Origin of the sequence: Peribacillus sp. YIM B13481 (assembly GCF_042787985.1) — a bacterium.
GTDB classification, from domain to species: domain Bacteria; phylum Bacillota; class Bacilli; order Bacillales; family DSM-1321; genus Peribacillus; species Peribacillus simplex_A.
On sequence record NZ_JBHZPE010000054.1, the window covers coordinates 1 to 26,956 of the forward strand.

Sequence of the window (26,956 nt, forward strand, 5' to 3'; positions counted from 1 at the left end):
CACCCCTTGGATAGGCATGACGAAGGAATGAAAGGGCATATAAATATGACCCGTTGAGACATGGGAGGGAAAGCCTCCAGGGGCGGCGTGGAGAAAATGTGCATTATATGGTAGAATATGGAGTTTTGTTAAGACTCCTTTATTTAACTATGCCTCCGCGAACCAAAATGATCTGAGCTCATTGCTTTTAACCGTTAATATATTTTCAAGGGTTATGAAATCCTGCGAATAAGTGAGCATTCGAGAGCTATAGCTATCATACTGAGGGAGTTGTATAAAGGAGTATCGCCAACATTTCGGAAATTTTGTACGCTAAGCAAATTCAAACATAAAGAAGTCGAATTCCCTGTACGTTAAGGAACCGACTTTTTTATTTGACTTCTTCAAGTAAAGCACCCTATAGTTTAAGAAGAAATCTTTAAAGTTGGAGGTCTAAATCATTTAAAGTCCCATTCAATATTTATCTGATTTTCTCCGCCAACTCTAAAATAATTCCCTCTGGACCACGAACGTAACATAACTTATAACTTTCTTCATATTGCTGTATCTCACTAAAGATTTCCGTGCCTTTCTTTTTCAATTTTGCAACAATAGCTTCAATATCTTCAACAGCAAAGCAAATATGTCGGATACCCAGCGTATTTGCCAAAGGTTGCTGAATATCTTTTTCATCTGACGGCGTATAAAATTTGACTAGCTCTATCCATGCCTGACCATCTGGCATCCCCAGTCCTACACATGCCGTTTTAACATCATTAAGCCCAACTATTCTGTCCAACTGTTCTCCATCCAATTCCCATTCCGCTTGTACTTCAAGTCCTAAATCAAGAAAAAACGCTTTAGCCTCTGAAAGATCATTTACGTTTATACTCACATGATCTATTCTATTGATCTTCATATCTCATACCTCCTATATTCCTGTTATTTTCAATACCTGTATTCGTGTAAAGTTTGTTTGAAATTCTAATTCGCTTAAAACAGAAAATATCCTTCTTCAACAAACCTGCCCCTTTAGTTGCATAATCGAGTGGGGGGAAAATAAGTTTATTTTCGCCCCTCTCACAACACCGTACGTACGGTTCGCGTATACGGCGTTTCAATTTATATCACAGTATGTACTTTTAGATAATGTTCTAAAGCAGAGGACACAAGCGTGAGCAGATGGAATTGAAAATGAAACAACGGTTAGTATATGAGGATCAAGATTTCATTTTTGCTGAAAACATCGGGCATCCAAGGGTTATGAAGCAAGTGGTATTGCGTTTACAGCGTTTAATGAAGCATTGGGATGTAGACAAGCATATTACCCCCCACAGCTTTAGACATACTCATACATCTCTTTTCATTGATGTTGGTGCAGGTATAAAAGAGATACAAGAGATATTAGGGCATTCAGACATAAATACACCAATGATATTCCACAAAGCACGGCCATATACAAAAAAGCTCGACCCAAAAGGCACATTATATGCCTTTTGGGTCAGCTCCTTTTCTCATTATTTCATCAGCTTTGCTACTGGCTTCGAAAGAAGCAATAGTACAATACCTAAACCAATTGTTACAAAACCAATTACACTGAAGATTTCCAGGTAACCTAAAGACTGCGTATATGCAGCTAATTGGCCGGCTACCATATTAGCTACCGCGGAACTTGCCAGCCATACTCCCATTAGAAGAGAGGCAAGCTTGATTGGAGCAATTTTGCTTACCATTGATAAGCCAACTGGTGAAATCATTAATTCGGCTAATGTATGAAGGAAATACGTTACAATCATGAACAGGATATTTACTTTCAGCGCTGTATCGTTCCCTGTATACATAACAGCAGGAAGCAGTACTAAGAAACCTAAACCAACAGTGACCAAACCAAGAGCCATCTTCGTTGGAGTTTTTAAGTCACCGCGTTTTGAGCTGCCAAGCTTGTACCATAAAGCAGACATGATTGGCGCTAAAATCACGATGAATAATGGGTTCAATGATTGGAACCAAGCAGTCGGAACCTCAAAACCAAATACAGTCCGATCAATTTGGTCATTAGCGTACAATGTTAATGAACTTCCTGCCTGCTCGAAAGCGGCCCAGAACGCAATAACGAAGACTGCCAAAATCACGATAGCCGCTGTACGTTTTTGTTCTCTTTTCGTTAACGGTGCAGCTGATTTTTGACCAGCTGTAACTTCCGGTTTACCAGTAGGTTCTTTACCGATATCGCCTAAATAACGATTGCCTAATAAGTTGAAAACTAACTGCCCTACAATCATGCCAATTGCTGCTGTCAGGAACCCATATTTATAGCTCATAAGTCCAACTATTAATGGTGCGAAGAAAGCCCCAACGTTAATACCCATATAGAAGATGGTGAAAGCTCCATCACGACGCGGATCGTTGTCTTCATAAAGATCACCAACAATTGTCGAGATGTTTGGCTTGAAGAAACCATTACCGATAATCAATAAACCAAGACCAATGTAAAGCGCCGTCAAACTCTGACTTGCGAATAGCGAAAAGTTACCAAGCGCCATTAAAATGCCACCAATCGTAATCGCCAATCTTCTGCCTATGAAACGGTCAGTTAAGTATCCGCCAATCATTGGCGTAATATAAACGGCACCAGTAAAGAATCCGTATATGCCCATAGCCGTAGATTTGTCGACTCCAAGCCCGCCGTTTACAACAGTTGCCGTTAAGTAAAGAACAAGGATTGCTCTCATTCCGTAATAACTGAAGCGCTCCCATGCCTCAGTCGCGAACAGCATATACAATCCAAGAGGATGCTTTTTCCTGGACGGGTTTGGCTGCTGAACATCATTTTTTAAAATTGCCTGCATAATAAAGTCCCCCTAAATATGGTTAAATATTAAACCATCCACCAATCGTTTACATTCACAATATAATTGCATTTTTTTATTAGATCTAACGATGAAGGCCACCCAACCCATCTTTGGTAAGCGTTTTCATTTCCAATCTTGTCTCTGGTGCAAAATGAATCAGGTAGCAAACTTCCAGAATGTTCAGTGTTTACACTATATTTTCGTGTTTATTTTGATAACATTTAAGCTTACACCAGAACCGAGTCAACGTTCTTAGTCCACTAACAATGTCACCCCTCTGTGTAATCAATCTCTTTAAATGAATAATTCTTATTGCTTGAAAAAGGAGGTTCAATGAAAGCATATAAACTTTCAAGAATATTTAGTGTTGTAAAATAATTTTATATTATCAGAAAATATAAAAATACAGAAAAAAAAGAAAAAAAGTCTTGCTGCATTAGCGGTCTGTTTATCAACGGAGACCCCCATTATAATAAAAAACTGCCTTGTATTAAGGCAGTTTTTTATCAACAATCCATTGATATAAATTTTTCGGTCTTCCTATTTTTTGATAACTCACAATAATTTCCACTTTTCCTTCATCAAGTAAATGCATAATATAGCGATAGACGGTCGGATAAGCCAAACCAACTTCTTTAGAAATTGTATCAACAGAAAAAGGTTCACGATTAGAATGTAAAAAATCACTAATGTGACAAAGTGTTCTCTTACTAATTCCCTTTGTTACAAATACATCCTTTTCTTCACTGGATTTTTGCTGCGTAGCTGATTGAGTTAATTTTGCAAGGCGTGCATGAAGTTGAATCCTTGAAATCAGATCAGGCGCTTTTACAGGCTTTAATGCAAAATCAGTTGCGCCTGCTTCAAGAAAGCGATCAGCAATTTCCTGTCGTTCATCGACTGTCAATACAAGAATCGGAACATCAGCATTAAGGGTACGAAGTTCACCCACCGTTTTTATTCCGTCCATTTCCGGCATATGATAATCAACTAAAACAACATCTGCTCCTTTTTCTGCAAACACATTTAACCCTTCTTTTCCGTTGTTAGCCGTATCTACATTCCAGCCGGCAAATTCACAAATTTCACTTAGCATATATTGAATTGATGCATCATCATCAATGACTAAAATGTTCATCTTGACACACTCCTCTCGGCTAGTTTAATCCAAATTGTTGTCCCATGTCCAAGCTTGCTGTCAATTTCTAAAGATGCACCATGTCCTTTAGCAACTTGTCGTACGAAAGCTAACCCCATCCCTGGATGCAATTTTGTACTGAACCCAGCTTTCCATATTTTCTCCTGCTCTTTAGGTGTAATCCCTATCCCATTATCTGATACGCCCAACCAAAGTTCATTTTCATAGGTTTTTATCTTAAGCAAAATCTTACCATCTTCTTTTCCATTCACTGCATCGTAAGCATTGTCAATTAAGTTCACTAATGCCCTTGTCATTCGGATTTTATTAATTAAAATTTTAATTTCGGGATCTGTTTGAAAGTCTACTTTCAAATTAAGATTTGTCCCGCTCAGTCTGCTTGCTTTGACGTATCCAACTAAATCTTTTATACGGCACCAATGTTTTTTATCATCATATAAAATCTCAGAAATCATGTCGCTAACGGAATGAATCGATGATGAAATCTTTTGACAATACTCTTTAATTTTAGAATCGTCCACCTTCAAACTAATTAAAGAATTTAGCCCCTCAATTGCTGTGAGAGGCGTTTTTAAATCATGGACCAGATAGAGCGCTTCCCGTCCTGACCTAGACTGAATCGCTTCTAATTGCGCATAATGAAGCTCTTGCTTTATCCGCCACTTTTGTTCAGCTAATGAAAAATACACAGCTAAAATAACAGCATTAATAACAAAAATTAAACACAAAGTTAAACTGTACAATGTTAAAGATTGCTCAAATCCAACTTGAACTGCTATATCTTTTAATTCCATTGAAAGCGACCCTTGGCCAAATCCATATTGGGATAAAGAAGGAATCTCATTCAGCCATTCAATCCCAAAGATTAATTGAGAACAAATAATTGATTTAATAATTGGCTTTAGCCTATCCTTTTCAAAGGCTTGCAATAATAAGATTGCGAACAACAATAACAACGCATAGGCGCTAAATGAGTATGTTAATGAATAATAAGCATTTATCACGATATAGTCGAGAGGAATAACAATAAGAGGAATGATGATTTTTAACCATGGACGGTTTAAACGAGCACCGATTTCGTCTCCCAACAGCAGTGCACCAATATAATGAAACAAAGCTAAAACTGTATTTAAAGACACTAACAAAAAAACGGCAAGCATTAACTTATTTCCCGTTTCTTCATCTTCTCTTAATGAAATAAGAAAATCAGTCAGGCCAATTTCGTCAGGGCCCAACCACGATAATAAGAATACCCCGAATAACATTACACCAATTTTCATCCATATTGTCCAAGACTTCATAAGACTAGATATCATAATCATTTCACCTTTAATTGCTTATAGAATAGAATGATGACCATTCTTTCATTTCGGATTTATTTTAAGTTCATGTATACCCTTCCATTATACGCAATTCATCGCAATTATGAAAATTACAAAAAAATGGGTTCTGGTGTAAAAATCCGAACATCCTGCAAGTAATCTCTTTAGAAGCATTATGTCCTTGAAATTATTATTCACACAGTAAGGTGGTTCCTACGGTACAACTTGCGTTTTCATGATTTTATGAAAATCATGGAGGAACGATGCTTATCCATAACTCTACTGCGTGGGTCCTTCCTTCAATATGTTCCTGAGTTGGATAAGAAAGTCCGTTCTATGCTAGGATTAAAAACATTTCGAATAGCCAAACAGATATCTATAAAGTGGAGATGAACTGTTGGGCTGAAAAAAGGATCACTTCGTGAAGTCTGTCCAATGCGAGATTGAATACATAGTAGCATCATGATTCATAGATGAAAAGAATATTAGAGCTCTATGTTTTAAACAAATCATTAGTGCAAAAACTGCCTGCAATACGGTTACAACTTCTTATTAGGAAGTTACCGCATATATCAATAAGGAAATTACGCAGCAATCGTTCAGCACGCATAGTTACTGAAACAACAATTAGGGCATACAGTCTCAAATAACGATGTATGCTCACATGACTGACAACAAAGAAAAAGGCCCACCACAGTAAACTGTGGGGGGCCTTCAACTTTAAAAATATTCACATGTTTGGTGAGCATTCACTCTGAATCCTCGTTAAACCCCTATATTAAGGGATTTAAGCGATGATTACATCATGCCGCCCATAGATTGTGAGGTTTTACTTGAAAATATCATACAATCTAATCTTAATCTATCTACTATCAAGAATATTTGTTCCCATTAAAAATATTTACTCAACAATATGCAAAAATATAAATATCGGCACCCATTCGGCACCTTTTTGGCACCAAGGTTGTTTTTCTTCTATTAAGCTGAAAGTTAGCAAAAAGCTATTGAGCTTATTACACAAACGCGCCCGATTCTTGAATAACTCAAGATTAGCTATAAATTCATTGGTTCTGGTGCAAATAGGATTTGTTAGAAACATAGAACCTCAATATCCTTTTCATTTTTCATCTATAAATTATGATGCTACTCCAAATAATTTATGTATGAGTTCAATCTCGATTTGGACAGACTTCACCCCTTGTTGAAGTTGTCCTTTTTTCGGTTCTGCTGCGAGTACTAGAACCATAGAGAGGTAATACCCTGTTAACTTTGGGATTAAGCAGCTACCCCGAACAACTTATGAATGAATTCAACCTCATTTAGGGCAGACTTTACCCGTTGATGAGGTTGATCTTTTTTTAACCATATGCATAGCTTCGATACCACTCAAAATATAGGTGGCTGTTCGAAACGATTTCAATCCCAACATAGAACGGACCCGTTTTTTTATAAAACGATGATCTTGTTCCACAATGTTGTTCAGATACCGTATTTGTCGTACTCGTATGCCTTCTGGCATACTTTTTTCTTCTTTTAACTCTTGAATCGCTACAGGATAAACTGGGTACTTATCAAACGTAATCACACGTGGGGTTGTAGAATGGCAAGTAACCAAGGCTTTCTAAAAAAAGCACTTGGCAGCTTGTTTATCTCTTAATTCACTTAGATAAAAATCAATCGTTTCCCTTCTGGATCGACTGTACGATACAAATACATCCATTATCCTTTTACTTTTATGTATGTTTCATCTACTCTCCACGATTCATTGGTCTGTTTGAGATGACGACGAATTCTCTTATCTAAATCAGGGCCATATTGATGTACCCAACGCATAATCGTTGTATGAGCCATTGATAGGCCACGTTCCTCCATCATTTTTTACAAGATTACGAAAACTAAGGTTGTACCGTAGGTACCATCTGACAGTGAGAAGAAATTTCTGGTTGATAATGTTTCCATTTAAATAAATTTTCCTTAGACATACTGATCACACACCTTTTTTAGAGTAATAGTATCAGTATATCCAAGATTTAGAGATAGAGATTAATTGCACTTGTCTTGAAGTTTTTGCACCAGAACCAACTGAATCATTATCGTTAAAGTTCATTTAGATTTTGTTACCTACTTTTTTGCTCCAGACCCATTTTTCGATCCTCTTCATACATACTATTTTCCTTCCAATTAAATGATTTCATTTCTTTTAGTACTGAAAGGAAATATTTCCAATTATTCATCGTAGAATGTATATTTAAATGTTCATCGGGAGTATGAACATTGTACATATCAGGACCAATCGAAATAGCATCTAATTCAGGAATTTTCTCGATAAAGATACCACACTCAATTCCAGCATGCACTGCGATAATCTCAATATCAGTACCATGTTTCTTCTTATAAATTTTTTCAAATAACTTTCGAATGTTTGAGTTAGGATTATATGGCCATTCTGGATAATTGCATTCGGTAGTAAATTGGCACCCAAGTGTATCTGCTACTATTTTGGCTTTATTAACTATATTGTACTTTAGACTTTTTACCGAACTTCTCGTATCACTTTCAAACTTTATTTCTGTATCTAATGTTGTAACAACTCCTAAGTTAGTCGAGCTTTCGACCAACCCTTCTATTTCCATACTCATGCTTTGAATACCGTTTGGAATTAACATCAGAGAGGTAATTGCCTTACGCATTGTTTCTTCCGAAAAAGCCTTGGTAAAATCAAACTTTATGTTTTCAAGGCTTATATATACATCTGGGTCAGATGTTTGCAGCTCGTTTTTAAAGATAACATTCCACTCGTCAATTTTATTTTCTAGTTTCTCAACAGAATCTGAACGAAGCAAAATAATTGCATCAGCTTCACGAGGAATTGCATTTACTGCTACGCCACCATTGATTTGTTGAATAAAATAAGGGAATTCAGCTAACAAATCATATAATAATCGTCCTATTATTTTATTGGAATTACCCCTTCCCTTATTGATAGACATACCAGAATGTCCTCCCTTTAATCCTCTTACGCTAATAAAATAAGCCGATACATCCTTAGGGATATCTTGCCAAACTATCGGAAGAGTTTGGATTACTTTTATCCCACCTGCACTGCTTACCAATAACTTGTTATCTTCTTCTGAATCAATATTAATGAGAATTTTACCGTCAAGGTTAGCAGGATCTACAGCTAAAGCTCCCCCCATAGTGGTTTCTTCTTCTGTTGTGATAACAACTTCAAGGGAAGGATGAGGGATTTCATCTGAATCTAATAAAGCAAGAGCATAAGCTACTGCAATTCCATTATCAGCACCTAATGTTGTATCTTTTGCATATAGCATATCTCCTACAATTCTTAATTGAAGTGGATCTTTTTCAAAATCATGAAGAGTCCCTTTATTCTTTTCACAAACCATATCCATATGCCCTTGGATAATGACGGTTGGTATATTCTCATATCCAGGTGTAGCTTTCTTTTTTATAATGACATTTAATGCTTCATCCTGTATGACCTCTAAATTACGTTCTTTTCCAAAGCGAACCAAATAGTCGCTGATCGCTTTCTCATTGCCAGAACCCCTAGGGATATTTGATATTTCTGAAAAATAGTAAAATACTATATGTTTTTTTAACTCTTCTAAACTATTATACAAGTTGATCATCCTTTCACCGTTCAATTACTGTCCATAATTAATAGCTACTGCAATGATGACAAATATGATCTCCAAGCTTAGAATTGAAAGGAAAAGCGGCCATAAAAATTTATACCAACGATCAATTGGTATGCAGGCAATCCCGCATATAACAGCAACAGTATGAGGCCAAAACATATTTGCAAATCCGTCTCCAAATTGGAAAGCTAGAACGGCAATTTGGCGATTCAGACCGACAAGATCCGCTAGCGGCGTCATAATGGGCATTGAAATCGCTGCCGCGGCAGATGCTGAAGGAATAAATAAATTAAGTAAGGTTTGTCCAATGACCATAGAGCTTGCAGAAATCATAGGCGATAGGTCCTTTATAACATACGCCATAGCATGCACAATTGTATCGATAATGTGCCCTTCTTGAAAAACAACTAATATAGCATTAGCTAGGCCAATAATGAGAGCAGCAAATACCATGGTTTTACATGCTTCTATAAATGTATCTGCAATTTGAGCAAAAGTAAGCTTGTTTACTAAACCTATAACAATCATCATCATAATGAGGACAGCTGATAATTCTGGAAGATGCCATTTAAATTTAACCGTTCCCATAATTAAAGTTAGAATGGTACCTACAAACAATATCATGCTAATTTTATGCCGTGTAGTAAATTTTTGCTCAGATAGCACCCCTTTTCTTATATCTGAAAGAAAGGGAAACTCTATGTCTTTTACAAGGCTTGCATCCGGATTTTTTTTTACTTTATTTGCATAGTGCATAACATAAAAAATTGACAGGGACATAAAGGCTATAAAAGCTATAATACGAAACCCAGTTCCAGAAAACAAAGGGATTTTTGCAATGCTCTGAGCTATTCCAATGGTAAAAGGGTTTGTTATGGATGCTGAAAAACCCGTAGTTATGCCCACATAAACAATAGCAACACCAACCAATGCATCATATCCAAGGGCAACAGCAATTCCCATCATTAGGGGAATGTATCCATAGCTTTCTTCATACATTCCAAAGGTTGCACCCATAAGTCCAAAGACAAGCATAAAAATAGGGGCAATGAAATTTTCTTTTCCCTTCATTTTCTTTAAAAGTGCCCCAATGCCGCAATTAAAGGCTCCAGTTTTTGTTAGCATAAATATAAAACCATAGGAAAAAAGGACATAGAAAATGATTTCCGCTGCATTTATCATTCCCTTTTGAATGCTCAAAAACAAATCAAAAAAACTAACTGGTGATTGTTCAATAAGCTTATAAGAATCAGGTACGACAACTAATCTGTCAGTAGCCGGATCTTCCACTCTACTAAATTCACCTGCAGGTACAATGTATGTTAAAATCCCTGCTAAGAAAATCATCATTCCCATAAAAACATAACTGTGGGGCATTGTGAAATTAATTTTTTTTCTCTTTATAACTTGCTTGTTTGATTCTTGATTATTTGATTCAATTGCAGTTTTCCCCATTATCTATCCAGCTCCTGGTTAAAAGTTATGGTGACAAAAACGTTTGCTTGTCGTATCTTTCGACAAAATGCTTCTGCCCTTTGCATTGAGTTAGGGGTGTATTTTCCATCCATTCCACATGAGATTGACCTTAGGCAAGAGACAAAATTTCCTATTTGTAAAAAAGGTTAAATTCACTAAAATTCTACAAACTTTCTCTCAAATGCTTTCCTTACAGGTGATCTACTATCCTATAGAAGGTTGTCCTATCTTTTTACCGCAAATAAATCCATCTATTCAAAAAGAATGTTTGAAGTTATTGAAAGTTCATTTTGAGAAAGGCTCGATTGACTCATCAGAACAATCTCAAATCAAACACTTTGCTCTATCAACCGGCATTGCCATTGCCAGATTTTATTACGTCGGCTATTTGTATACATTTTTTTGGTGATTAATGAATAATCATTACTCATGTTAACCTACTTACAAATATCATATTTGAGTTAAGCTTACTTTCAGTGTTTTGACGATAAAGGCAAAGTCGTCATCTGTAATACTTAATGGGGGAGAAAGCTGCAATATATTATTGTATCCCGCAACGGTGTCACCATTTTTACCAATAATTAACCCTCTTTCTTTACAAGCACTAATAACTTTGTTCATCTTTTCAATGGACGCAGGTTCTTTTGTTTGCTTATCTTCTACCAGTTCAATACCGAGAAGAAGGCCTTTTCCGCGTACATCCCCCACATTTGGATGTGCCTTTACATCCTCAAGTTCACGTAATAGGCGTTCACCCAATTCTTTGGAGCGTTCGATGAGCTTTTCATTTTCTAAAATTCCTAAGTTTTCCAAAGCTAAGGCGCAAGCGGCAGGGCTTCCCCCGAACGTATTTACATGACGGAAACGATCATACTCCTCACTGCCTAAGTAAGCCTCGTAAATCTCTCTTTTGACTGCCGTTGCCGATAATGGAAGGTAAGCACTAGTAATTCCTTTCGCCATCGTAATGATATCAGGCTTGACTCCATAGTTCATAAATCCGAATGGTTTCCCTGTCCGACCGAATCCGCATATGACTTCATCACAAATTAGCAAGGCGCCATGATTCTCACAAATCTCTTTTACTTTTGCCATGTATCTATCAGGAGGCATTAAAATTCCTCCCCCAGTAATAATCGGCTCCATAATTACCCCGGCCACCGTTTCACTTAACTCCCAAGTTATGACACGATTAATTTCTTCAGCACTTTCAAGTGTATGAACATCATCAGGATTGCGATACGTATCAGGTGGTGCTACATGCAGAAACCCTTGCCCTAATGGTTCATATTTGTACTTTCGTTGTGCCTGACCTGTTGCTGCAAGCGCACCCATTGTATTACCGTGATAACTGCGATAGCGAGAAATAAATTTGTAGCGTCCGTGATCCCCTTTTTGTTGGTGATATTGACGAGCAATTTTAAACGCGGCTTCATTCGCTTCCGATCCACTGTTCGAGAAGAAAATAACGTAATCGCCGCCAAGCCATTCATTCAACTTTTCTGCCAATTTAATCGCGGGAACATGACTTTGGGTTAATGGGAAGTACGGCATTTCTACAAGCTGCTCATAAGCCGCTTTCGCAAGCTCTTTTCGCCCGTACCCTACATTCACGCACCAAAGACCAGACATGCCATCTAAATAACGATTTCCATCAATATCCGTTACCCATGCTCCTTCTGCTTTTGTGATAATTAAATTGGATGGGCTAGAATTCGCCCCTCTCATTGAATGCCAAAGATATTTTTCATCTAATTTTTGCAAATTTTGTGTTTGCGTTTGCACCACAATCGACCTCCATTCAATTTTTTATTACATCACTATTTTTAATAACGAGCAGTAAGCATTTTCTTACGAGTATAGAATTCTACTCCATCTTTTCCATTTGCATGGAGATCACCATAGAAGGATTTCTTATAACCAGAGAAAGGGAAGAATGCCATAGGAGCGGGAACTCCAAGATTGACACCTAACATACCTGCATCGATTTCTTCACGGAATTCACGGATTGCTTTAGCACTGTCAGTATATAAGCAAGCCCCATTTGCAAAATCGGACTTATTTGTCAGTTCAATGGCTTCCTCTAAGGTCTCAACTCGAACAATTGATAACACTGGAGCAAAAATTTCATCCTGCCAAATTTTCATTTCAGGTTTGACGTTGTCGAAGATCGTAGGGCCAACAAAATACCCTTGCTCATTCACTACATCCTTTCTTCCATCCCGGATCAAAGAAGCTCCCTCATTTTCACCCATTTCAATATAATGAATCGTCCGTTTTTGGTGTGACTCACGAATGACTGGCCCAAGGAACACGCCTTCATCCATACCATTTCCAATTGTAATGCCATCAGCTGCTAATTTGAGTCGACTTATTAATTCATCAGTAACGTTTCCTACTGCAACAACAACGGAAGCTGCCATACAACGTTCACCTGCAGATCCAAATGCCGCATTAATGATATTGTTTACAGCGTTGTCTAAATCAGCATCCGGCATGACAATGGAATGATTCTTTGCACCTGCAAGAGCTTGGACACGTTTGCCGTTAGCAGCTGCAGTTTTGTAAATATACTCAGCAACAGGTTGAGAACCAACAAAGGATACGGCCTTCACATCCTCATTGTCCAGAATGCCATTAACAACGTCATGAGCACCATGCACAATATTTAATACGCCATCAGGCAGACCTGCTTCTTTAATCAATTCAGCTAAGCGATTAACCAACAAAGGAGTTCTTTCAGATGGTTTTAATACAAACGTGTTTCCGCATGCAATCGCCAGTGGGAACATCCAGCATGGAACCATCATCGGAAAGTTAAATGGTGTGATTCCTCCGATTACTCCGATTGGGTAACGATACATACCAGATTCAATATCAGTAGCAATATCCGGAAGTTGCTGACCCATCATTAAAGTTGGTGCACCTGCGGCAAATTCAACACATTCAATCCCACGTTGGACTTCGCCGTAAGCTTCTTCATAACTTTTTCCGTTTTCTAGCGTAATCAGTTTAGCTAACTCTTCCCAGTTTTCGACTAATAATTGTTGATAACGGAAGAGAATACGAGCACGGCGAGGCACAGCCACTTTTCTCCATTTTTTAAATGCTTCTTTAGCCGTTGCAACAGCCCCATTTAATTCTTTTCTATTTGAAAGTGGTACACGAGCAATAATCTCTCCCGTTGCTGGATTAGGTATATCTTCAACCTGTTTGCTTGTAGATTCTATCCACTTTCCTCCAATAAAGTTTTTTAACGTTTGTACATTTTGGGTTACTACCATAGTAAAACCTCCTAGTTTGAAATTATCTTTCTATGAATTTATTATATCTACTTATGAAAACGCATTCAGTAGACAGTATGTAAATTTAATTACAAAATTTTCACGACATTCTGGTAATTTTAAGTATGACCATTTACAAATAGTCTAAAATAACAGGATCATGGTATTAACTTATGATTTAGGAGAAGATACATATTCATAGGCGGTGATAGCAAATTCTATCGCTTGTCGTTTATAGAAATCCATAAAATTTTCACCTAATAGCTCATTTAATTTTTGAAGTCGTTGATAAAGAGTCTGACGAACGATATATAATTTATTTGCAGTTTCCTGCTTTGATCCATTACATTTAAGATAAGTTTTTAATGTTTCCATTAGTTTCCCATTGTTTTGCTGATCATATTGAAGGACAGGGTTTAAATAATCAGAGATAAAATCATCAAGTGCACCTTGTTCATTGGCTATAGACACTAATCGAAAAATAAATAATTCTTCATAAAAATAACTAAAGCATGCTTTCGGTATTTTCTCTTGAATGATAAATGTCTCTTGTGCCGTGTGATAACTCTTTTTTATTTCGCTTAGATTTTCCATAAACTTTCCAACACAAAATTTAATTTGAACAAATTTCCGATCCTCTACCAATTCTTGTTGTATATGTTGTATTCCAACTTCAATTCTATGTTTCCAATCATTGTTTTTTCGCTTATTTACTAATATAAAAATGATTTTATTTTCACTTATAGTAGATAAAAGGAAGAAACCATGTGATAGGAAAACAGAACGAAAAAGTATTTTCAAGTATGTAATTTCTGGATTTCCCTCATCTAACTGATTGATCTTAAACAGTAGAACGACACATCCGTTTGGTTCAAGATCAGGGTCCAAACCTGAGAGGAATCTGCTTATTTGATCCTCACTATGTGCTCCTTCTAACCATTTTTGAATCCATACCGTTACTTCCGTCCTTCTTCTTTCTTCAACGTATAACACACGTAAAATATATTGTGATAATGCTGTAGCGCTTCTGTCTAAAATGAGTGATTCAAACTCTGAAATCGGACTTGATTCGGATATAATAAATAAATCGGCAAATTTCTGATTCAATGCTTGTATAGACTGATGAGCGATATTCATATGTTTTTGTATATTTTCCTCTTTCAATAGTTGAAGTATTTGCTTCTGTTCTTTCGATGATTTGTTGGATACAATATAGGTTTCACCTTGATTTTGAATAAAGCAAACTGACATATTTACATATTTATGTAGTAAATTCAAGATTTTTTGTTGTGGGTTAGATTTTAGAAGTAACCGATTTAACTGATGTGAATAATCTTCTAAATCTGAAATCATTTGATAATGTTTTTTGATTAAGAGAGTATGCAAATCTTGTGTAATATCAACAAATCGTACTTTTTCGTAAAAAACAATTAAGGGAAAATGATGCAGGTTGGCTAATTCTATAATTTCTTCTGGGATACTAGCCATATATGTTCCTAATTCAATGCACAGTCCAGCAGCATTGGAATCAATAAGCTGTTTGAAGAATACAAGGAAAATCTCTTTACTTTCTTTCAATCCCATCCCTGTTGATAGGATTAGTTCACTTCCGTTAAGGAGCTGTTCAATTTGAGTTACTTCCATAACATGAATCCATTTAACCGTTCTATACAATCCACCTGTGCCTGCGATCACTTTTGCATTTCTAAAATTTCTCTTCTCTAATATTTCCTGTACAGATAATTTAACGTCAGAGTACATCTTTATTTCGCCCCTCTCCATAAGGAATCCAGTTTCAGTAAGTATAATCACTCCAAAGCAAACTGTACATAAATTTTCCACGCTTCCCAAAACAATAAAAGATGCAGGCCAAAACAACTATTTTTATTTTGAAGGAAAACAAGTTCCAGTCTGGTATGTTTTGACTTTTAGTCTCTTGGAAATTCCATGGGAACAAGATTCTTATTATTTTGATGTAATTGCTCCTTTCGAGTATTTTGACAGAAATGACTTTGATGATTCAATACTTAGTTCCTCCATCAATATTGAAGACTTATTAACTAATAATCTTCATGCCAGCCAGTTAGGATTAAATCTTGATCAAATTAAGCATCGAATTAGTAGACATGGTGTTAATCCACATGAAGTTGACCAATTTATTATCCAGCTTCCCGACATCGAGGAAGTATTGCAACTATTACCTAACGAAAGAAAAGAACCTTTTATTCTTGTATAACTATAAGGAGAGATGTATGGATGGCTTATGTAAAGAAATATCAAACCAAAGAAGGCGAAAGATGGATGTACGTAGTAGAGAATGGAGTAGATCCCCAAATAGGAAACCGCCGGCGAATTGTTAAAAAAGGATTTATTAAACAGAAAGATGCTAAAGATGCTCTTAAAGAATTCGAGCGGAAAACAAGTGGTAAAAAATTTGAAGATACAAATTTAACTTTTGAAGAAGTGGCAGAAGACTGGCTTGATGTCTATAGTGAAACAGATGTAAAGATAAGTACTATCCGTGTTAGAAAACATGAAATTGGGTATTTAAATCGCTATTTTACTAAATATAAAATCAAGGATATTACTAAAAAATGTATCAAAATGCATTAAATGATTTAAAGAAGAAAGAGCAGATTGCTCATAATACCATTTCTGGTATACACGGAACAGCAAGGATGATATATAAAAGAGCAAGACCTATTATTAGCTGATCCAACAGAGTATGCCTTCATTCCGAAAGAAAAAAAACAGTTGAGGATATTGAAAATAAGAAAGTCGAAGATAAATATTTAGAAAAATATGAGTTAAAGGCATTCTTAGATACAGCCAAAACACAGGGTGAAATCGATGACTATGTTATTTTTTTAACTTTATCCTGGACAGGATTTAGAGCTGGTGAATTAGTAGCTCTTAAGTGGAAAGACATTGATTTTGAAGAAAATACGATCAATATTACGAAGACCTACTATAATCCAAGAAATAATACCAAAAATTATAAATTGCTTCCTCCCAAGACTAACGGCTCAATACGTAAGATTGATGTGGAAGATGAAGTTATTAATACCCTCCATAAACATAAATTGAAGCAAAAAGAAATCAAACTACAAGTTGGCAAAGAGTATTATGATAATGATTTTGTTTTTGGAAGATTAAATGCTCCTTATTTCGGTTATCCACATTTTATTAAGACTATAGAAAATCGAATGGAAAGCCTGTTAAAAAAAACACCAGCTATTAACAAACGATTAACACCTCACTCCTTAAGACACACCCATAAAATCTTTGTTAGCAGAAGCTGGTGTTGAATTACTTCAAATTATGGATCGACTTGGTCACACAGAAGATGAAACAACTACACAAGTTTATTTACACATTACAAAAGACAGAAAAAAAGAAGCTTCCCAAAAGTTTGCTCAACTAATGAGAAGCCTCTAATTTTAATTTTGGATTGGTTCGGGCACCTTTTCGGCACCTAAAATGATGTTTCCATCTATAAACCCTTAATATATAAGGGTTTTATAGATCAAATTACATCATGCCGCCCATTCCGCCCATGCCGCCCATGTCAGGCATGCCCATGCCGCCAGCGCCAGCAGGTTCTGGTTTGTCAGCAACGACAGCTTCTGTCGTTAAGAACATAGCTGCTACAGAACCAGCGTTTTGTAGAGCTGAACGAGTTACTTTTGTAGGATCGACGATACCGGATTCGATCATGTTCACCCATTGTCCAGTAGCTGCATTGAAGCCAGTACCAACTGCTTCGCCTTTAAGGCGCTCTACGATTACAGAGCCTTCAAGTCCAGCATTGTGAGCGATTTGACGAACAGGCTCTTCGATAGCACGAAGAACGATTTTCACGCCGGTTGCTACGTCGCCTTCCGCTTGAATTTCAGCGATTTTATTGTATACGTTAAGAAGTGCTGTACCACCACCGGCTACGATACCTTCTTCAACAGCGGCACGAGTGGAGTTCAATGCATCTTCAATACGAAGTTTACGTTCTTTTAATTCCGTTTCAGTAGCTGCACCGACTTTGATCACCGCTACACCGCCAGCTAATTTAGCAAGGCGTTCTTGTAATTTTTCACGGTCGAATTCAGAAGTTGTTTCTTCTAATTGAACACGGATTTGGTTTACACGAGCTTGAATTTGAGCTGTATCTCCAGAACCTTCAACGATTGTTGTATTTTCTTTTGTAACAACCACTTTAGAAGCACGTCCTAAAGATTCGATTGTTGCAGATTTAAGATCAAGTCCGATTTCTTCAGTGATTACTTCGCCGCCTGTAAGAGCTGCGATGTCTTCAAGCATTGCTTTACGACGGTCACCGAATCCAGGAGCTTTAACCGCAACTGCATTGAATGTTCCACGAAGTTTGTTCACAACAAGAGTTGCAAGCGCTTCGCCTTCTACATCTTCAGCAATCAATAATAGTGGTTTCCCTTGTTGAACAACTTGCTCAAGTACAGGAAGGATTTCTTGGATATTCGTTACTTTTTTATCTGTGATCAAGATGTATGGATTCTCTAAGACAGCTTCCATTTTATCTGAATCTGTAACCATATAAGGAGAAGCATATCCACGGTCGAACTGCATACCTTCTACAACGTCCAATTCAGTTGTGAAACCTTTAGACTCTTCGATTGTGATGACGCCGTCGTTACCAACACGTTCCATAGCTTCAGCAATCAGTTGGCCCACTTCTTCATCAGCTGAAGAGATAGCAGCAACTTGTGCAATCGATTCTTTGTTTTCAACAGGTTGAGAAATAGCTTTTAATTCTGCAATTGCAGTATTAACCGCTTTTTCGATTCCTTTACGGATACCCATTGGGTTTGCACCAGCTGTTACGTTTTTAAGACCTTCACGAATCATCGCTTGCGCTAGAACCGTTGCAGTAGTTGTACCGTCACCAGCTACGTCGTTTGTTTTGCTCGCTACTTCAGCAACCAATTTCGCACCCATGTTTTCGAATGCATCTTCCAATTCAATTTCTTTAGCGATCGTCACACCGTCATTTGTGATAAGCGGTGAACCGAATTTTTTCTCAAGAACCACGTTACGACCTTTTGGTCCAAGCGTTACTTTAACTGCATCTGCAAGTGCGTCCACACCACGAAGCATGGAGCGGCGAGCTTCTTCACTAAATTTAATTTCTTTAGCCATTTATAAGTACCTCCCTAAAATTTTAAGAAAATTTTCGTTCAGTTAAGTATGATGTATAATTAGCCGATAACAGCTAGAATGTCGCTTTCACGTAAAATTAAGTATTCAGTATCTTCGTATTTAACTTCAGTACCTGCATATTTTGAGAAGATAATTAGATCGCCTTGGGCAACCTCTAAAGCAACACGTTCGCCATTTTCAAGGACACGGCCAGTACCAACAGCTACTACCTTACCTTCTTGTGGCTTTTCTTTTGCAGTATCAGGAAGAACAATACCGCTTGCAGTCTTTTCTTCAGATTGAACTAGTTCAATAATAACGCGATCACCTAATGGTTTTAACAAGTGAAACAACCTCCTCATATTCTCTTGATAATTTGTTTCATGATTATTAGCACTCTTCACCATCGAGTGCTAACACATTTATAATATTAAATAAACCGAGCCTTTTTTGCAAGTATCTTATCGAAAATTTTTTATTAATTTCTGATAAATTTCGGGTATACTACTTTAGCATAATGATTCTTTTAACAAAGGTGCTAAAATGTTTTGTTAGGGGTATCTTTAAGTGGTGTTCTGTCTCATTATTTGATACCATTTTGGAGTATGCGTTTATAGATTGTCCCCATATCAGGAACGTTCTAAGCGGAATGGGTGACTAAATAAAAGGAGTTTTCATTTTTGAAAAAAGAATATTGGTTCGTCGTCATCACCTACATTTCCATGCAATTATCCAGTATTGTTGGGGTACCTCTTTTCATGCTGATCGGGTCTTCAACTGGAATGACTGCTGATGAACTCCAGGTGAGGTCTGCAGCATACTGGATCGTATTCAGCTTTTTCGTTGCTCTATCCTTGATCCTGTTTTTAATGAGAAAAGATATGAAGGAAAAAATGGACAGAAGCACTCCAGCTTCCATTCCCACGTCCATATTATGGGCAGTTGCCGGAGTGTTCCTCGCTCTTTTTGCGCAAAGCATTGCTGGATACATTGAACAGATGCTTGGGGTGGAGCCTGAATCTGAAAATACACAGCAGCTCATTTCACTCATTTACCAAGTTCCCATAGTCATTTTCGTCACTTCAGTTATTGGACCTATATTGGAAGAAATCATTTTTCGGAAAATCATTTTCGGATCACTTCATAAACGCTTTAACTTCTTTATTTCTGCTTTACTCAGTTCAGTTATTTTTGGCTTGGCGCATGGTGAATTGGAACATCTTCTTTTATATTCGGCAATGGGTTTTACCTTTGCTTTTCTTTATGCGAAAACGGGCCGCATCCTCGTTTCCATGAGCGCACATATTGCGATGAATACGCTTGTTATCATCTTTCAAGTTGTAAATCGGGATGATATTGAGAAGATGCTAGATACTGCACAGGCCTTCATCGGAGGTTTATTATGAAACGTCAATCACCATTATTCATGGGTATCATCTATGCAGGCTTAGGAGCTCTTTTTACCGCTATCGCGATTCAAACCGTCAGTTCTTCCGGATGGGGAATCTTTGCCTACATACTTGTACTAATTGCGACTTTAGACTTTGGATCGGGATTACGCATGATCATGCTTCACTTTAAGATTAAAGCCGCCCAAAAAAATAAGAAAAAATAAAAAAACGCTGCGAAGATGCAGCGTTTTTTTCATTCCTCCAATGCAGCTTCTTCCACTACAGGATAATGTTTCAGAAAGTAGATGAGTGACTGAAGCTCCACGGCCAGGTCAATGTGGTGAACCCTTATGGATGGGGGTACCGTCAGCCGTGCAGGTGTGAAATTCAATATTCCTTTTATATCAGCTTTGACTAGACGATCGGTTATCGTCTGTGCTACCTGAGCAGGCACTGTCAAAATAGCCGCAGTAATATTATTTTCCTGCAATAGTGTATCGATTTGATCCATATGATAGATTGGCACATCAGCTATTTGCTTGCCGACCTTATCTTCAGAAACTTCAAATGCCATTTCAATCTTCGTATTATTATTTTTAATGAAATTGTAATTTAAAAAAGCAGTCCCTAAATTCCCCACTCCGATTAAAGCGACTTTTGTCAGTTCATCTTGATCTAGTGTTTTTCTAAAGAAGGATAATAAATAATTGACATTGTAGCCGTAGCCTTTTTTTCCAAGCGCTCCAAAGTAGGAAAAATCACGGCGAATAGTCGCAGAATCCACCTTTACAGCTTCGCTTAGCTCTGCCGAGGAAACTCTTTGTTTGCCTGAGGAATGTAAGTTCTTTAAAAATCGATAATACAATGGCAACCTTTTGGCTGTTGCCTGCGGTATCTTTGGGTCATGGTTCATCATTCTTCCCCGCCTTCACACATGCTTTTCAACTTAATCTCTATCTGTTTGAATTACTTGTCTTTTATAATCGTTACTAGACACTCCGCCTGTTTTCTCCACTAAGAATGTAGGCCCGATTACCATTCCCTTATCAAGGGCCTTACACATGTCATAAATAGTCAAGGCAGTCACGGATGCAGCTGTTAACGCTTCCATTTCCACACCTGTACTCCCTTTTGTCTTAGCTTCCGTTTCAATCCTAAGCCTATATCCTTCATCTTCTTTTTCCCATTCAAAGGCTATATTGACCCCTTGCAGAGCAATAGGGTGGCACATTGGAATTATATTGGATGTATTTTTGCTGGCCATGATTCCTGCAACCTGTGCAACGGCCAATACATCACCTTTTTTCATTTTCTGGTTCGTGACCAACTCATATATTTCATCGTTCAATAAAATGCTCGATTGAGCTATTGCCGTCCGGGATGTTTCAGGCTTAGCAGTCACATCAACCATCTTAGCCCGGCCTTGTTCATTAAAATGCGTTAAGTCTCCCATTTAAGTAACCCCTCCTAAATCATACACTATTATTCCACTTTATGTAATAGCTTGTTTTTGCTTGGAACCAAGCTGTTGCCGATAATAACTATAATACGTTACACTAACAATAATCAATTGAGGTGAAATCTATGATTTTATTACAAATCAATCAACTATCGAAATATTATGGAGCTGAACTTATTTTATCAAATATGAAGCTCGAAGTTCAAAATAAGGATAGAATTGCACTTGTCGGCCGAAATGGCGCTGGAAAATCTACTCTGCTAAAAATCATAGCCGGGCAGCTTTCCCATGATGGCGGTGAAATAATCAAACCAAAAGGTGTCACCATCGGATATATGGCACAGGACACGGGACTGGAATCAGAACTGACCATTTGGGATGAAATGCTGACTGTATTCAATGACCTTTTAGAACAAGAAAAAGAACTGCGTCGCCTTGAGGCTGATATGGCCAGACCTGACATCTTTGAAAATGAAGCAATTTACCAAAAAGTATTAAATGAATATGACACTTTGATGGTAGCTTTCAAAGAGAAGGGCGGTTATCAATATGAAGCGGATATTCGTTCAGTATTGCATGGACTTCAGTTTGCTGATTTTGACTATTCTACCCCAATTTCCACTTTAAGCGGTGGGCAAAAAACAAGACTTGCTTTAGGGAAGCTGCTTTTAAGGAAACCGGATATATTGATTCTGGATGAGCCAACGAACCATTTGGATATCGAAACCCTTTCTTGGCTTGAACAATATTTACAAGGCTACCAAGGAGCTGTTCTTATTGTTTCCCATGACCGCTATTTTCTTGATAAAGTTGTAAACCAGGTATATGAAATTTCCCGGAATAACATGAAAAAGTACTATGGCAATTATAGTTCTTACCTAGAGGGAAAAGCGGAAGATTATGAGCGGGACATGAAGCTTTTCGAGAAACAACAAGGGGAAATCGAAAAGCTTCGCGACTTTGTCCAACGCAATATCACAAGGGCTTCCACCACGAAAAGAGCACAAAGTAGACGCAAACAGCTCGAAAAGATGGATGTATTGGACAAGCCGCAAGGTGATGAAAAATCCGCTAATTTCTCTTTCCAGATTGAACGGCAAAGCGGAAATGAAGTGCTACACCTTCAGGATTTGGCTATCGGTTACGAAGGAGAAACGGTATCAAAAAATATAAATTCCCGGATGACAAAAGGAGAGAGCATAGCTCTTGTTGGCCCAAATGGCGTTGGAAAATCAACGTTATTGAAAACGATCATCTCTAAGCTGCCTGCACTTTCTGGGAATTTCCGTTTTGGAACGAACGTCGAAGTCAGCTACTACGATCAGGAACAGGCTAACCTTATTTCCAATAAACGCGTACTCAATGAATTATGGGATGATTATCCCCTTAAACCGGAAAAGGACATACGAACCGTACTCGGTAATTTTCTTTTTAGTGGGGACGATGTTTTGAAAACCGTTTCCACACTAAGCGGCGGCGAAAAGGCCAGGCTAGCTCTAGCCAAAATGATGATGGAAAAAGGGAATTTTTTAATTCTTGATGAGCCAACAAACCATTTAGACCTCGACAGTAAATTGGTGCTTGAAAATGCATTGATCGATTATCCGGGAACCATTCTTTTCGTTTCACATGACCGCTATTTCATAAATCGGATAGCAACGAAAGTGATCGAGCTTTCCAAAGACGGAAACGAAGAATTCCTCGGTGATTATGATTACTACGTAGAGAAGAAACAGGAGCAAGCTGAAATCAAAGAACTTGAACAGGAAAATCACGCAAAAACCTTAGATGTAGCCGCAGAAAAAACAAATTATAAAATTGATAAGGAAGCAAAAAAAGCTGAACGCCAGCGAAAAAGGCGCATTGAGGAAATCGAGGCGGCCATGGAGCTTCTTGAAACCGAAATAAACGAATACAACGAACACCTTTGTGACCCAAATGTTTTCCAGGACCATGAGAAAGTAATGGAAGTCCAAACAAAGCTTGATGTAGCACAGGAAAAATTAGACCTGCTTCTCGAAGAATGGGCTGAACTGGAAGAATGACAATTGACCGAGTCAAATGACTCGGTCTTTTCTTTTCCAGTTAAAATGCCCCTAAAAGTTATCCACAAAATTATTAACAAATCACTTGCCGTTTACTAGCCATTGATTCGAGTTATACACATAATCCACAGAAACATATCCACTTATCCACAAAACTCCTGTTTATACACATGCAGTTTGATTGTCAAATAAACTTTATCCACAGAATATTCTATTTTTTTATTAAACACGATAAAAAGACAGGATCCCGAAGTTAAGGTCCTGTCTTCACGTCAATTATGCTTCTATATCCAATCCGGGATTTCCGTTCAAATCCAATCCGGAGCGCTTACCTTTTTCAAACATGACACTGCCGGCAGCACCGATCATGGCCGCATTGTCCGTACAAAGGTAGAGGGGCGGAATGGATATATCCATAGGTAAATCCTTAAAAGCTTCCGTTAATGCTTCCCTCAGGCCTTTATTTGCCGCAACTCCACCGGCGAGCAATACCTGTTTCACATTATATTCCTTGGCAGCCTTAACAGCTTTTATTACAAGCACTTCTATCACGCTTGCTTGGAAACTTGCCGCCAAATCTTTAGGTTCAATTTTTTCCCCGCGCTGTTCTGCATTATGCAAAGTGTTGATTACAGCTGATTTCAACCCGCTGAAAGAAAAGTCATAGCTGCCATCCAACCATGCCCGAGGCAGTTTCAATGAAGGTGAACCTTCTTGTGCAAGTCTATCGATATGAGGGCCACCAGGATAAGGGAGCCCCAAGGTTCGAGCCACTTTATCATACGCCTCTCCTGCTGCATCATCCCGCGTCTCACCTATCACCTTGAAAGAACCCGGTTCTTCCAAAAGGACCAATTCAGTATGACCTCCCGAAACGACCAAAGAAAGGGCAGGATATTGGATCTCCTGAATAAGTCTATTTGCATAGATATGGCCCGCTATATGATGCGTACCTACAATCGGGATTCCATGTGCAAAAGCTACAGCCTTAGCCGCATTAACGCCTATTAATAGTGCCCCTACAAGTCCAGGGCCTTCTGTAACGGCAATGGCATCCAAATCTTGATATGTCACACCCGCCTGAAGCAGCGCCTCTTCAAGAACAATCGTAATTTGCTCTACATGGTGACGGGAAGCTATTTCGGGGACTACTCCGCCAAAACGTTTATGGCTTTCTATTTGTGACGCCACGACATTGCTTAGTATCTCTGTTCCGTTTTTTATGACAGCTGCCGCAGTTTCATCGCAGCTCGTTTCAATTCCTAATATAAGTTGATTTGTTTTCATGAAAAATTCACCCACATAACATAAGCATCTTCTTGATTATCTGTATAATAATTTTTTCGGATTCCGCCCTTTTGGAAACCTAGTTTTTCATAAAGTGAAATGGCTACTGCATTACTGACACGGACTTCAAGCGTCATCCTCACCACCCCCATTGCAATGGAGATTTCAATCATCTTCCTGAGCAAAGCTTCTCCAAGCTTTTGCCCTCGGTATTCAGGTAAAATTGCAATATTGGTAATGTGCGATTCATCAATGACAATCCAAGCGCCGCAATAACCAGCTATTTTCCCCTCATCTTCTATCACCATGTATACAGCATATTGATTATGATTCAATTCATTAAAAAAAGCTTCCCGGCTCCAAGGCAAAGCAAAGGATTGTTTTTCCACGTTAAGCACTTGGTCGATATCTTCCGTTTTCATCTTTCGGAACGTCAATGTTTTACTCATAGTAATCGGTCGCTTTCCTTTTTATTTCCCCTGCTGTTCAAGCCACTTAGCTTCTGCTTCAGCCATGCGAATATAATTCGGTACAAACTGGTGAACATCCACTTCAGTCTTGAGAAGACCAATGAAGGCCAGTTCGCTTGGTCTTGAGTTAAACGACTGTACCGGAGCAAATACTGCTAAATTGCCTAACGCTTCCGTAATCGCATCCCGATGGATGTCAACATCTTGACCAACAAATAAAACAGGACGATTTAATTCCTTCAATCGCATCGCCCACTCAGAGGATAGAATATTACAATCTTCCATGACTGTTTTTAACAGATCGTTTTTCATTTCATATAATCCAGTATAAATCTGCCCTCTTCTTGCATCGAACAAGGGAGATATCAACCCGTTAAAATAACGTCCATTTGCTGCTAAAACTTCTAAACTGGAAACACCTGATAACGGAATCTGAAGCGTCCAGGCCAAGGTTTTCGCAATCGTCACACCAATCCTGACGCCTGTATAAGAGCCTGGACCTTGAGCGACCACTATCTTAGTCAATTCCTTCGGATTAGTATCACAATCCCTTAACAGCGTCTCAATTGCTGGCATTACCCGCACCGAATGGTTTTTCTTTAGGTTCGTCGTATACTCACCAATTACTTGACTCCCATTTATCAGTGCAATCCCTAATGTGAAATTCGAAGTATCTATAGCTAAAACCTTCATCAAATAATCTCCTTACATAACGTTACATATCGTTCGCCTTTGGCTGCTAAGACAAAACGCCGGCTTGTATCACTAAGACGATAAATATAAATGGTCAAGATTTCATCAGGAAGGTGATCCTTTATTAAATGGGCCCATTCAACGACAGTCACACCATCACCATCAAAATATTCATCAAAGCCTAAATCTTCTTCTGATTCACTTACCCGATATACATCCATATGATATAAAGGCAATCGCCCCATGTATTCCTTTATTATCGTAAAGGTAGGGCTATTTACTACTCTAGTAACACCTAACCCTTTAGCTAGCCCTTTTGTGAATGCCGTTTTCCCTGCACCTAGGTCACCTTCTAAAGCCAGTACATCTCCACTCGAAAGTTTTTGTGCCAATTTATGCGCAAATTGCGCTGTTTCTTCCTCATCCTGAGAAATCCATTCAAAATGTTGCATATATCAATCACCTTTATCATTATTAGGAAAACGTCCTATATTTCATGTCCGTTATGGAACAAAAACCATTCTATATGTAGTTTACCTTGTTTCAAAAGAAGAAACAAATAAGTTAGGGACAAATTATTTGAATTTCGGATAAAACAAAAAAAACGAAACCTAAGTTTCGTTTTTTTTATGATTGCGGGGACAGGATTTGAACCTGCGACCTTCGGGTTATGAGCCCGACGAGCTACCGGACTGCTCCACCCCGCGA

General features: G+C 38.0%; 21 protein-coding genes, 1 tRNA gene and 3 pseudogenes. 6 read left to right on the forward strand and 19 right to left on the reverse strand.

The genetic code is table 11. The annotated features are described in order from the left end of the window. Positions 1-460: 460 nt before the first annotated feature. Complete coding sequence (locus ACFX4X_RS21545; RefSeq protein WP_061461207.1) at positions 461-898, reverse strand: VOC family protein; 438 nt, start codon at positions 896-898, stop codon at positions 461-463. Positions 899-1,173: 275 nt separating this feature from the next. Between ACFX4X_RS21545 and ACFX4X_RS21550 the strand changes: the two genes are divergently transcribed. Next, complete coding sequence (locus ACFX4X_RS21550; protein WP_377386280.1) at positions 1,174-1,593, forward strand: tyrosine-type recombinase/integrase; 420 nt, start codon at positions 1,174-1,176, stop codon at positions 1,591-1,593. On the opposite strand, the gene ACFX4X_RS21555 is transcribed toward ACFX4X_RS21550, so the two are convergent. From ACFX4X_RS21555 to ACFX4X_RS21595, 9 genes and pseudogenes are all read right to left on the reverse strand, one after another. Then, positions 1,497-2,828: a peptide MFS transporter gene (locus ACFX4X_RS21555; protein ID WP_125162312.1), complete on the reverse strand. Its 1,332-nt coding sequence runs from the start codon at positions 2,826-2,828 to the stop codon at positions 1,497-1,499. The genes ACFX4X_RS21550 and ACFX4X_RS21555 overlap by 97 nt on opposite strands. Before the next feature lie 493 nt (positions 2,829-3,321). After that, complete coding sequence (locus ACFX4X_RS21560) at positions 3,322-3,969, reverse strand: response regulator (protein ID WP_377386283.1); 648 nt, start codon at positions 3,967-3,969, stop codon at positions 3,322-3,324. After that, positions 3,966-5,306: a sensor histidine kinase gene (locus tag ACFX4X_RS21565; protein WP_377386286.1), complete on the reverse strand. Its 1,341-nt coding sequence runs from the start codon at positions 5,304-5,306 to the stop codon at positions 3,966-3,968. The genes ACFX4X_RS21560 and ACFX4X_RS21565 overlap by 4 nt, the downstream gene beginning before the upstream one ends. 1,281 nt (positions 5,307-6,587) lie before the next feature. Beyond that, positions 6,588-7,294 (reverse strand): annotated as a pseudogene (locus tag ACFX4X_RS21570) (IS6 family transposase). Positions 7,295-7,501: 207 nt separating this feature from the next. After that, positions 7,502-8,956: pseudogene (locus tag ACFX4X_RS21575) on the reverse strand (aminoacyl-histidine dipeptidase); the annotation flags it as partial. Between the two features lie 24 nt (positions 8,957-8,980). Next, the gene (locus ACFX4X_RS21580) at positions 8,981-10,429 is read right to left on the reverse strand and encodes a YfcC family protein (protein WP_377386289.1); all 1,449 of its coding nucleotides are present in this window, start codon (positions 10,427-10,429) and stop codon (positions 8,981-8,983) included. Between the two features lie 471 nt (positions 10,430-10,900). Continuing rightward, positions 10,901-12,241, reverse strand: a complete 1,341-nt coding sequence (locus tag ACFX4X_RS21585; RefSeq protein WP_377386313.1) for an aspartate aminotransferase family protein — start codon at positions 12,239-12,241, stop codon at positions 10,901-10,903. A 35-nt stretch (positions 12,242-12,276) separates the two neighbouring features. Beyond that, positions 12,277-13,734, reverse strand: a complete 1,458-nt coding sequence (locus tag ACFX4X_RS21590) for a CoA-acylating methylmalonate-semialdehyde dehydrogenase (protein WP_377386291.1) — start codon at positions 13,732-13,734, stop codon at positions 12,277-12,279. Positions 13,735-13,905: 171 nt separating this feature from the next. Further along, positions 13,906-15,495: a PucR family transcriptional regulator gene (locus ACFX4X_RS21595; protein WP_377386294.1), complete on the reverse strand. Its 1,590-nt coding sequence runs from the start codon at positions 15,493-15,495 to the stop codon at positions 13,906-13,908. A gap of 160 nt (positions 15,496-15,655) precedes the next feature. Between ACFX4X_RS21595 and ACFX4X_RS21600 the strand changes: the two genes are divergently transcribed. Together ACFX4X_RS21600 and ACFX4X_RS25565 are read left to right on the forward strand one after the other, a co-directional pair. Next, entirely contained in the window at positions 15,656-15,970 is a 315-nt protein-coding gene (locus ACFX4X_RS21600) for a hypothetical protein (protein ID WP_377386297.1), read from the forward strand. 20 nt (positions 15,971-15,990) lie between these two features. Then, positions 15,991-17,172 (forward strand): annotated as a pseudogene (locus tag ACFX4X_RS25565) (tyrosine-type recombinase/integrase). Between the two features lie 93 nt (positions 17,173-17,265). Here ACFX4X_RS25565 and groL read toward each other — a convergent pair. Both groL and groES read right to left on the reverse strand, forming a co-directional pair. Continuing rightward, a complete protein-coding gene (gene groL / locus ACFX4X_RS21615) occupies positions 17,266-18,903 on the reverse strand; it encodes a chaperonin GroEL (protein WP_284469017.1) in 1,638 nt (545 codons plus the stop codon). Between the two features lie 59 nt (positions 18,904-18,962). Beyond that, positions 18,963-19,247 (reverse strand): co-chaperone GroES, encoded by a 285-nt coding sequence (groES, locus tag ACFX4X_RS21620; RefSeq protein ID WP_053348954.1) that lies wholly within the window; start codon positions 19,245-19,247, stop codon positions 18,963-18,965. 336 nt (positions 19,248-19,583) lie between these two features. Here groES and ACFX4X_RS21625 point away from each other — a divergent pair, with 336 nt between their 5' ends. Both ACFX4X_RS21625 and ACFX4X_RS21630 read left to right on the forward strand, forming a co-directional pair. After that, the gene (locus tag ACFX4X_RS21625) at positions 19,584-20,309 is read left to right on the forward strand and encodes a CPBP family intramembrane glutamic endopeptidase (RefSeq protein ID WP_377386303.1); all 726 of its coding nucleotides are present in this window, start codon (positions 19,584-19,586) and stop codon (positions 20,307-20,309) included. Continuing rightward, entirely contained in the window at positions 20,306-20,518 is a 213-nt protein-coding gene (locus ACFX4X_RS21630; RefSeq protein ID WP_061461201.1) for a YdiK family protein, read from the forward strand. Before ACFX4X_RS21625 ends, ACFX4X_RS21630 begins: the two co-directional genes overlap by 4 nt. 29 nt (positions 20,519-20,547) lie before the next feature. Here ACFX4X_RS21630 and ACFX4X_RS21635 read toward each other — a convergent pair whose 3' ends face one another. Beyond that, positions 20,548-21,210, reverse strand: a complete 663-nt coding sequence (locus ACFX4X_RS21635; RefSeq protein ID WP_057915804.1) for a redox-sensing transcriptional repressor Rex — start codon at positions 21,208-21,210, stop codon at positions 20,548-20,550. A 30-nt stretch (positions 21,211-21,240) separates the two neighbouring features. Next, the gene (gene moaC, locus ACFX4X_RS21640) at positions 21,241-21,747 is read right to left on the reverse strand and encodes a cyclic pyranopterin monophosphate synthase MoaC (protein ID WP_061461199.1); all 507 of its coding nucleotides are present in this window, start codon (positions 21,745-21,747) and stop codon (positions 21,241-21,243) included. A 131-nt stretch (positions 21,748-21,878) separates the two neighbouring features. Here moaC and ACFX4X_RS21645 point away from each other — a divergent pair, with 131 nt between their 5' ends. Next, on the forward strand, positions 21,879-23,798 hold the full coding sequence (locus ACFX4X_RS21645; RefSeq protein ID WP_089364321.1) for an ABC-F family ATP-binding cassette domain-containing protein: 1,920 nt from the start codon (positions 21,879-21,881) through the stop codon (positions 23,796-23,798). A gap of 276 nt (positions 23,799-24,074) precedes the next feature. On the opposite strand, the gene tsaD is transcribed toward ACFX4X_RS21645, so the two are convergent. The 5 genes from tsaD to ACFX4X_RS21670 form a co-directional block, all read right to left on the reverse strand. Continuing rightward, positions 24,075-25,085 (reverse strand): tRNA (adenosine(37)-N6)-threonylcarbamoyltransferase complex transferase subunit TsaD, encoded by a 1,011-nt coding sequence (gene tsaD / locus ACFX4X_RS21650; RefSeq protein WP_377386308.1) that lies wholly within the window; start codon positions 25,083-25,085, stop codon positions 24,075-24,077. Further along, positions 25,082-25,534, reverse strand: coding sequence for a ribosomal protein S18-alanine N-acetyltransferase (gene rimI / locus ACFX4X_RS21655; protein ID WP_284469019.1), 453 nt, complete (start codon positions 25,532-25,534; stop codon positions 25,082-25,084). The genes tsaD and rimI overlap by 4 nt, the downstream gene beginning before the upstream one ends. A gap of 21 nt (positions 25,535-25,555) precedes the next feature. Then, positions 25,556-26,248, reverse strand: a complete 693-nt coding sequence (gene tsaB, locus ACFX4X_RS21660; protein WP_061461195.1) for a tRNA (adenosine(37)-N6)-threonylcarbamoyltransferase complex dimerization subunit type 1 TsaB — start codon at positions 26,246-26,248, stop codon at positions 25,556-25,558. Next, positions 26,248-26,700 carry a tRNA (adenosine(37)-N6)-threonylcarbamoyltransferase complex ATPase subunit type 1 TsaE gene (gene tsaE, locus ACFX4X_RS21665; RefSeq protein ID WP_061461194.1) on the reverse strand — a complete coding sequence of 151 codons (453 nt, stop codon included), beginning with the start codon at positions 26,698-26,700 and terminating at the stop codon, positions 26,248-26,250. Before tsaE ends, tsaB begins: the two co-directional genes overlap by 1 nt. A gap of 181 nt (positions 26,701-26,881) precedes the next feature. Next, a tRNA-Met gene (locus ACFX4X_RS21670) sits at positions 26,882-26,955 on the reverse strand. Position 26,956 lies beyond the last annotated feature (1 nt).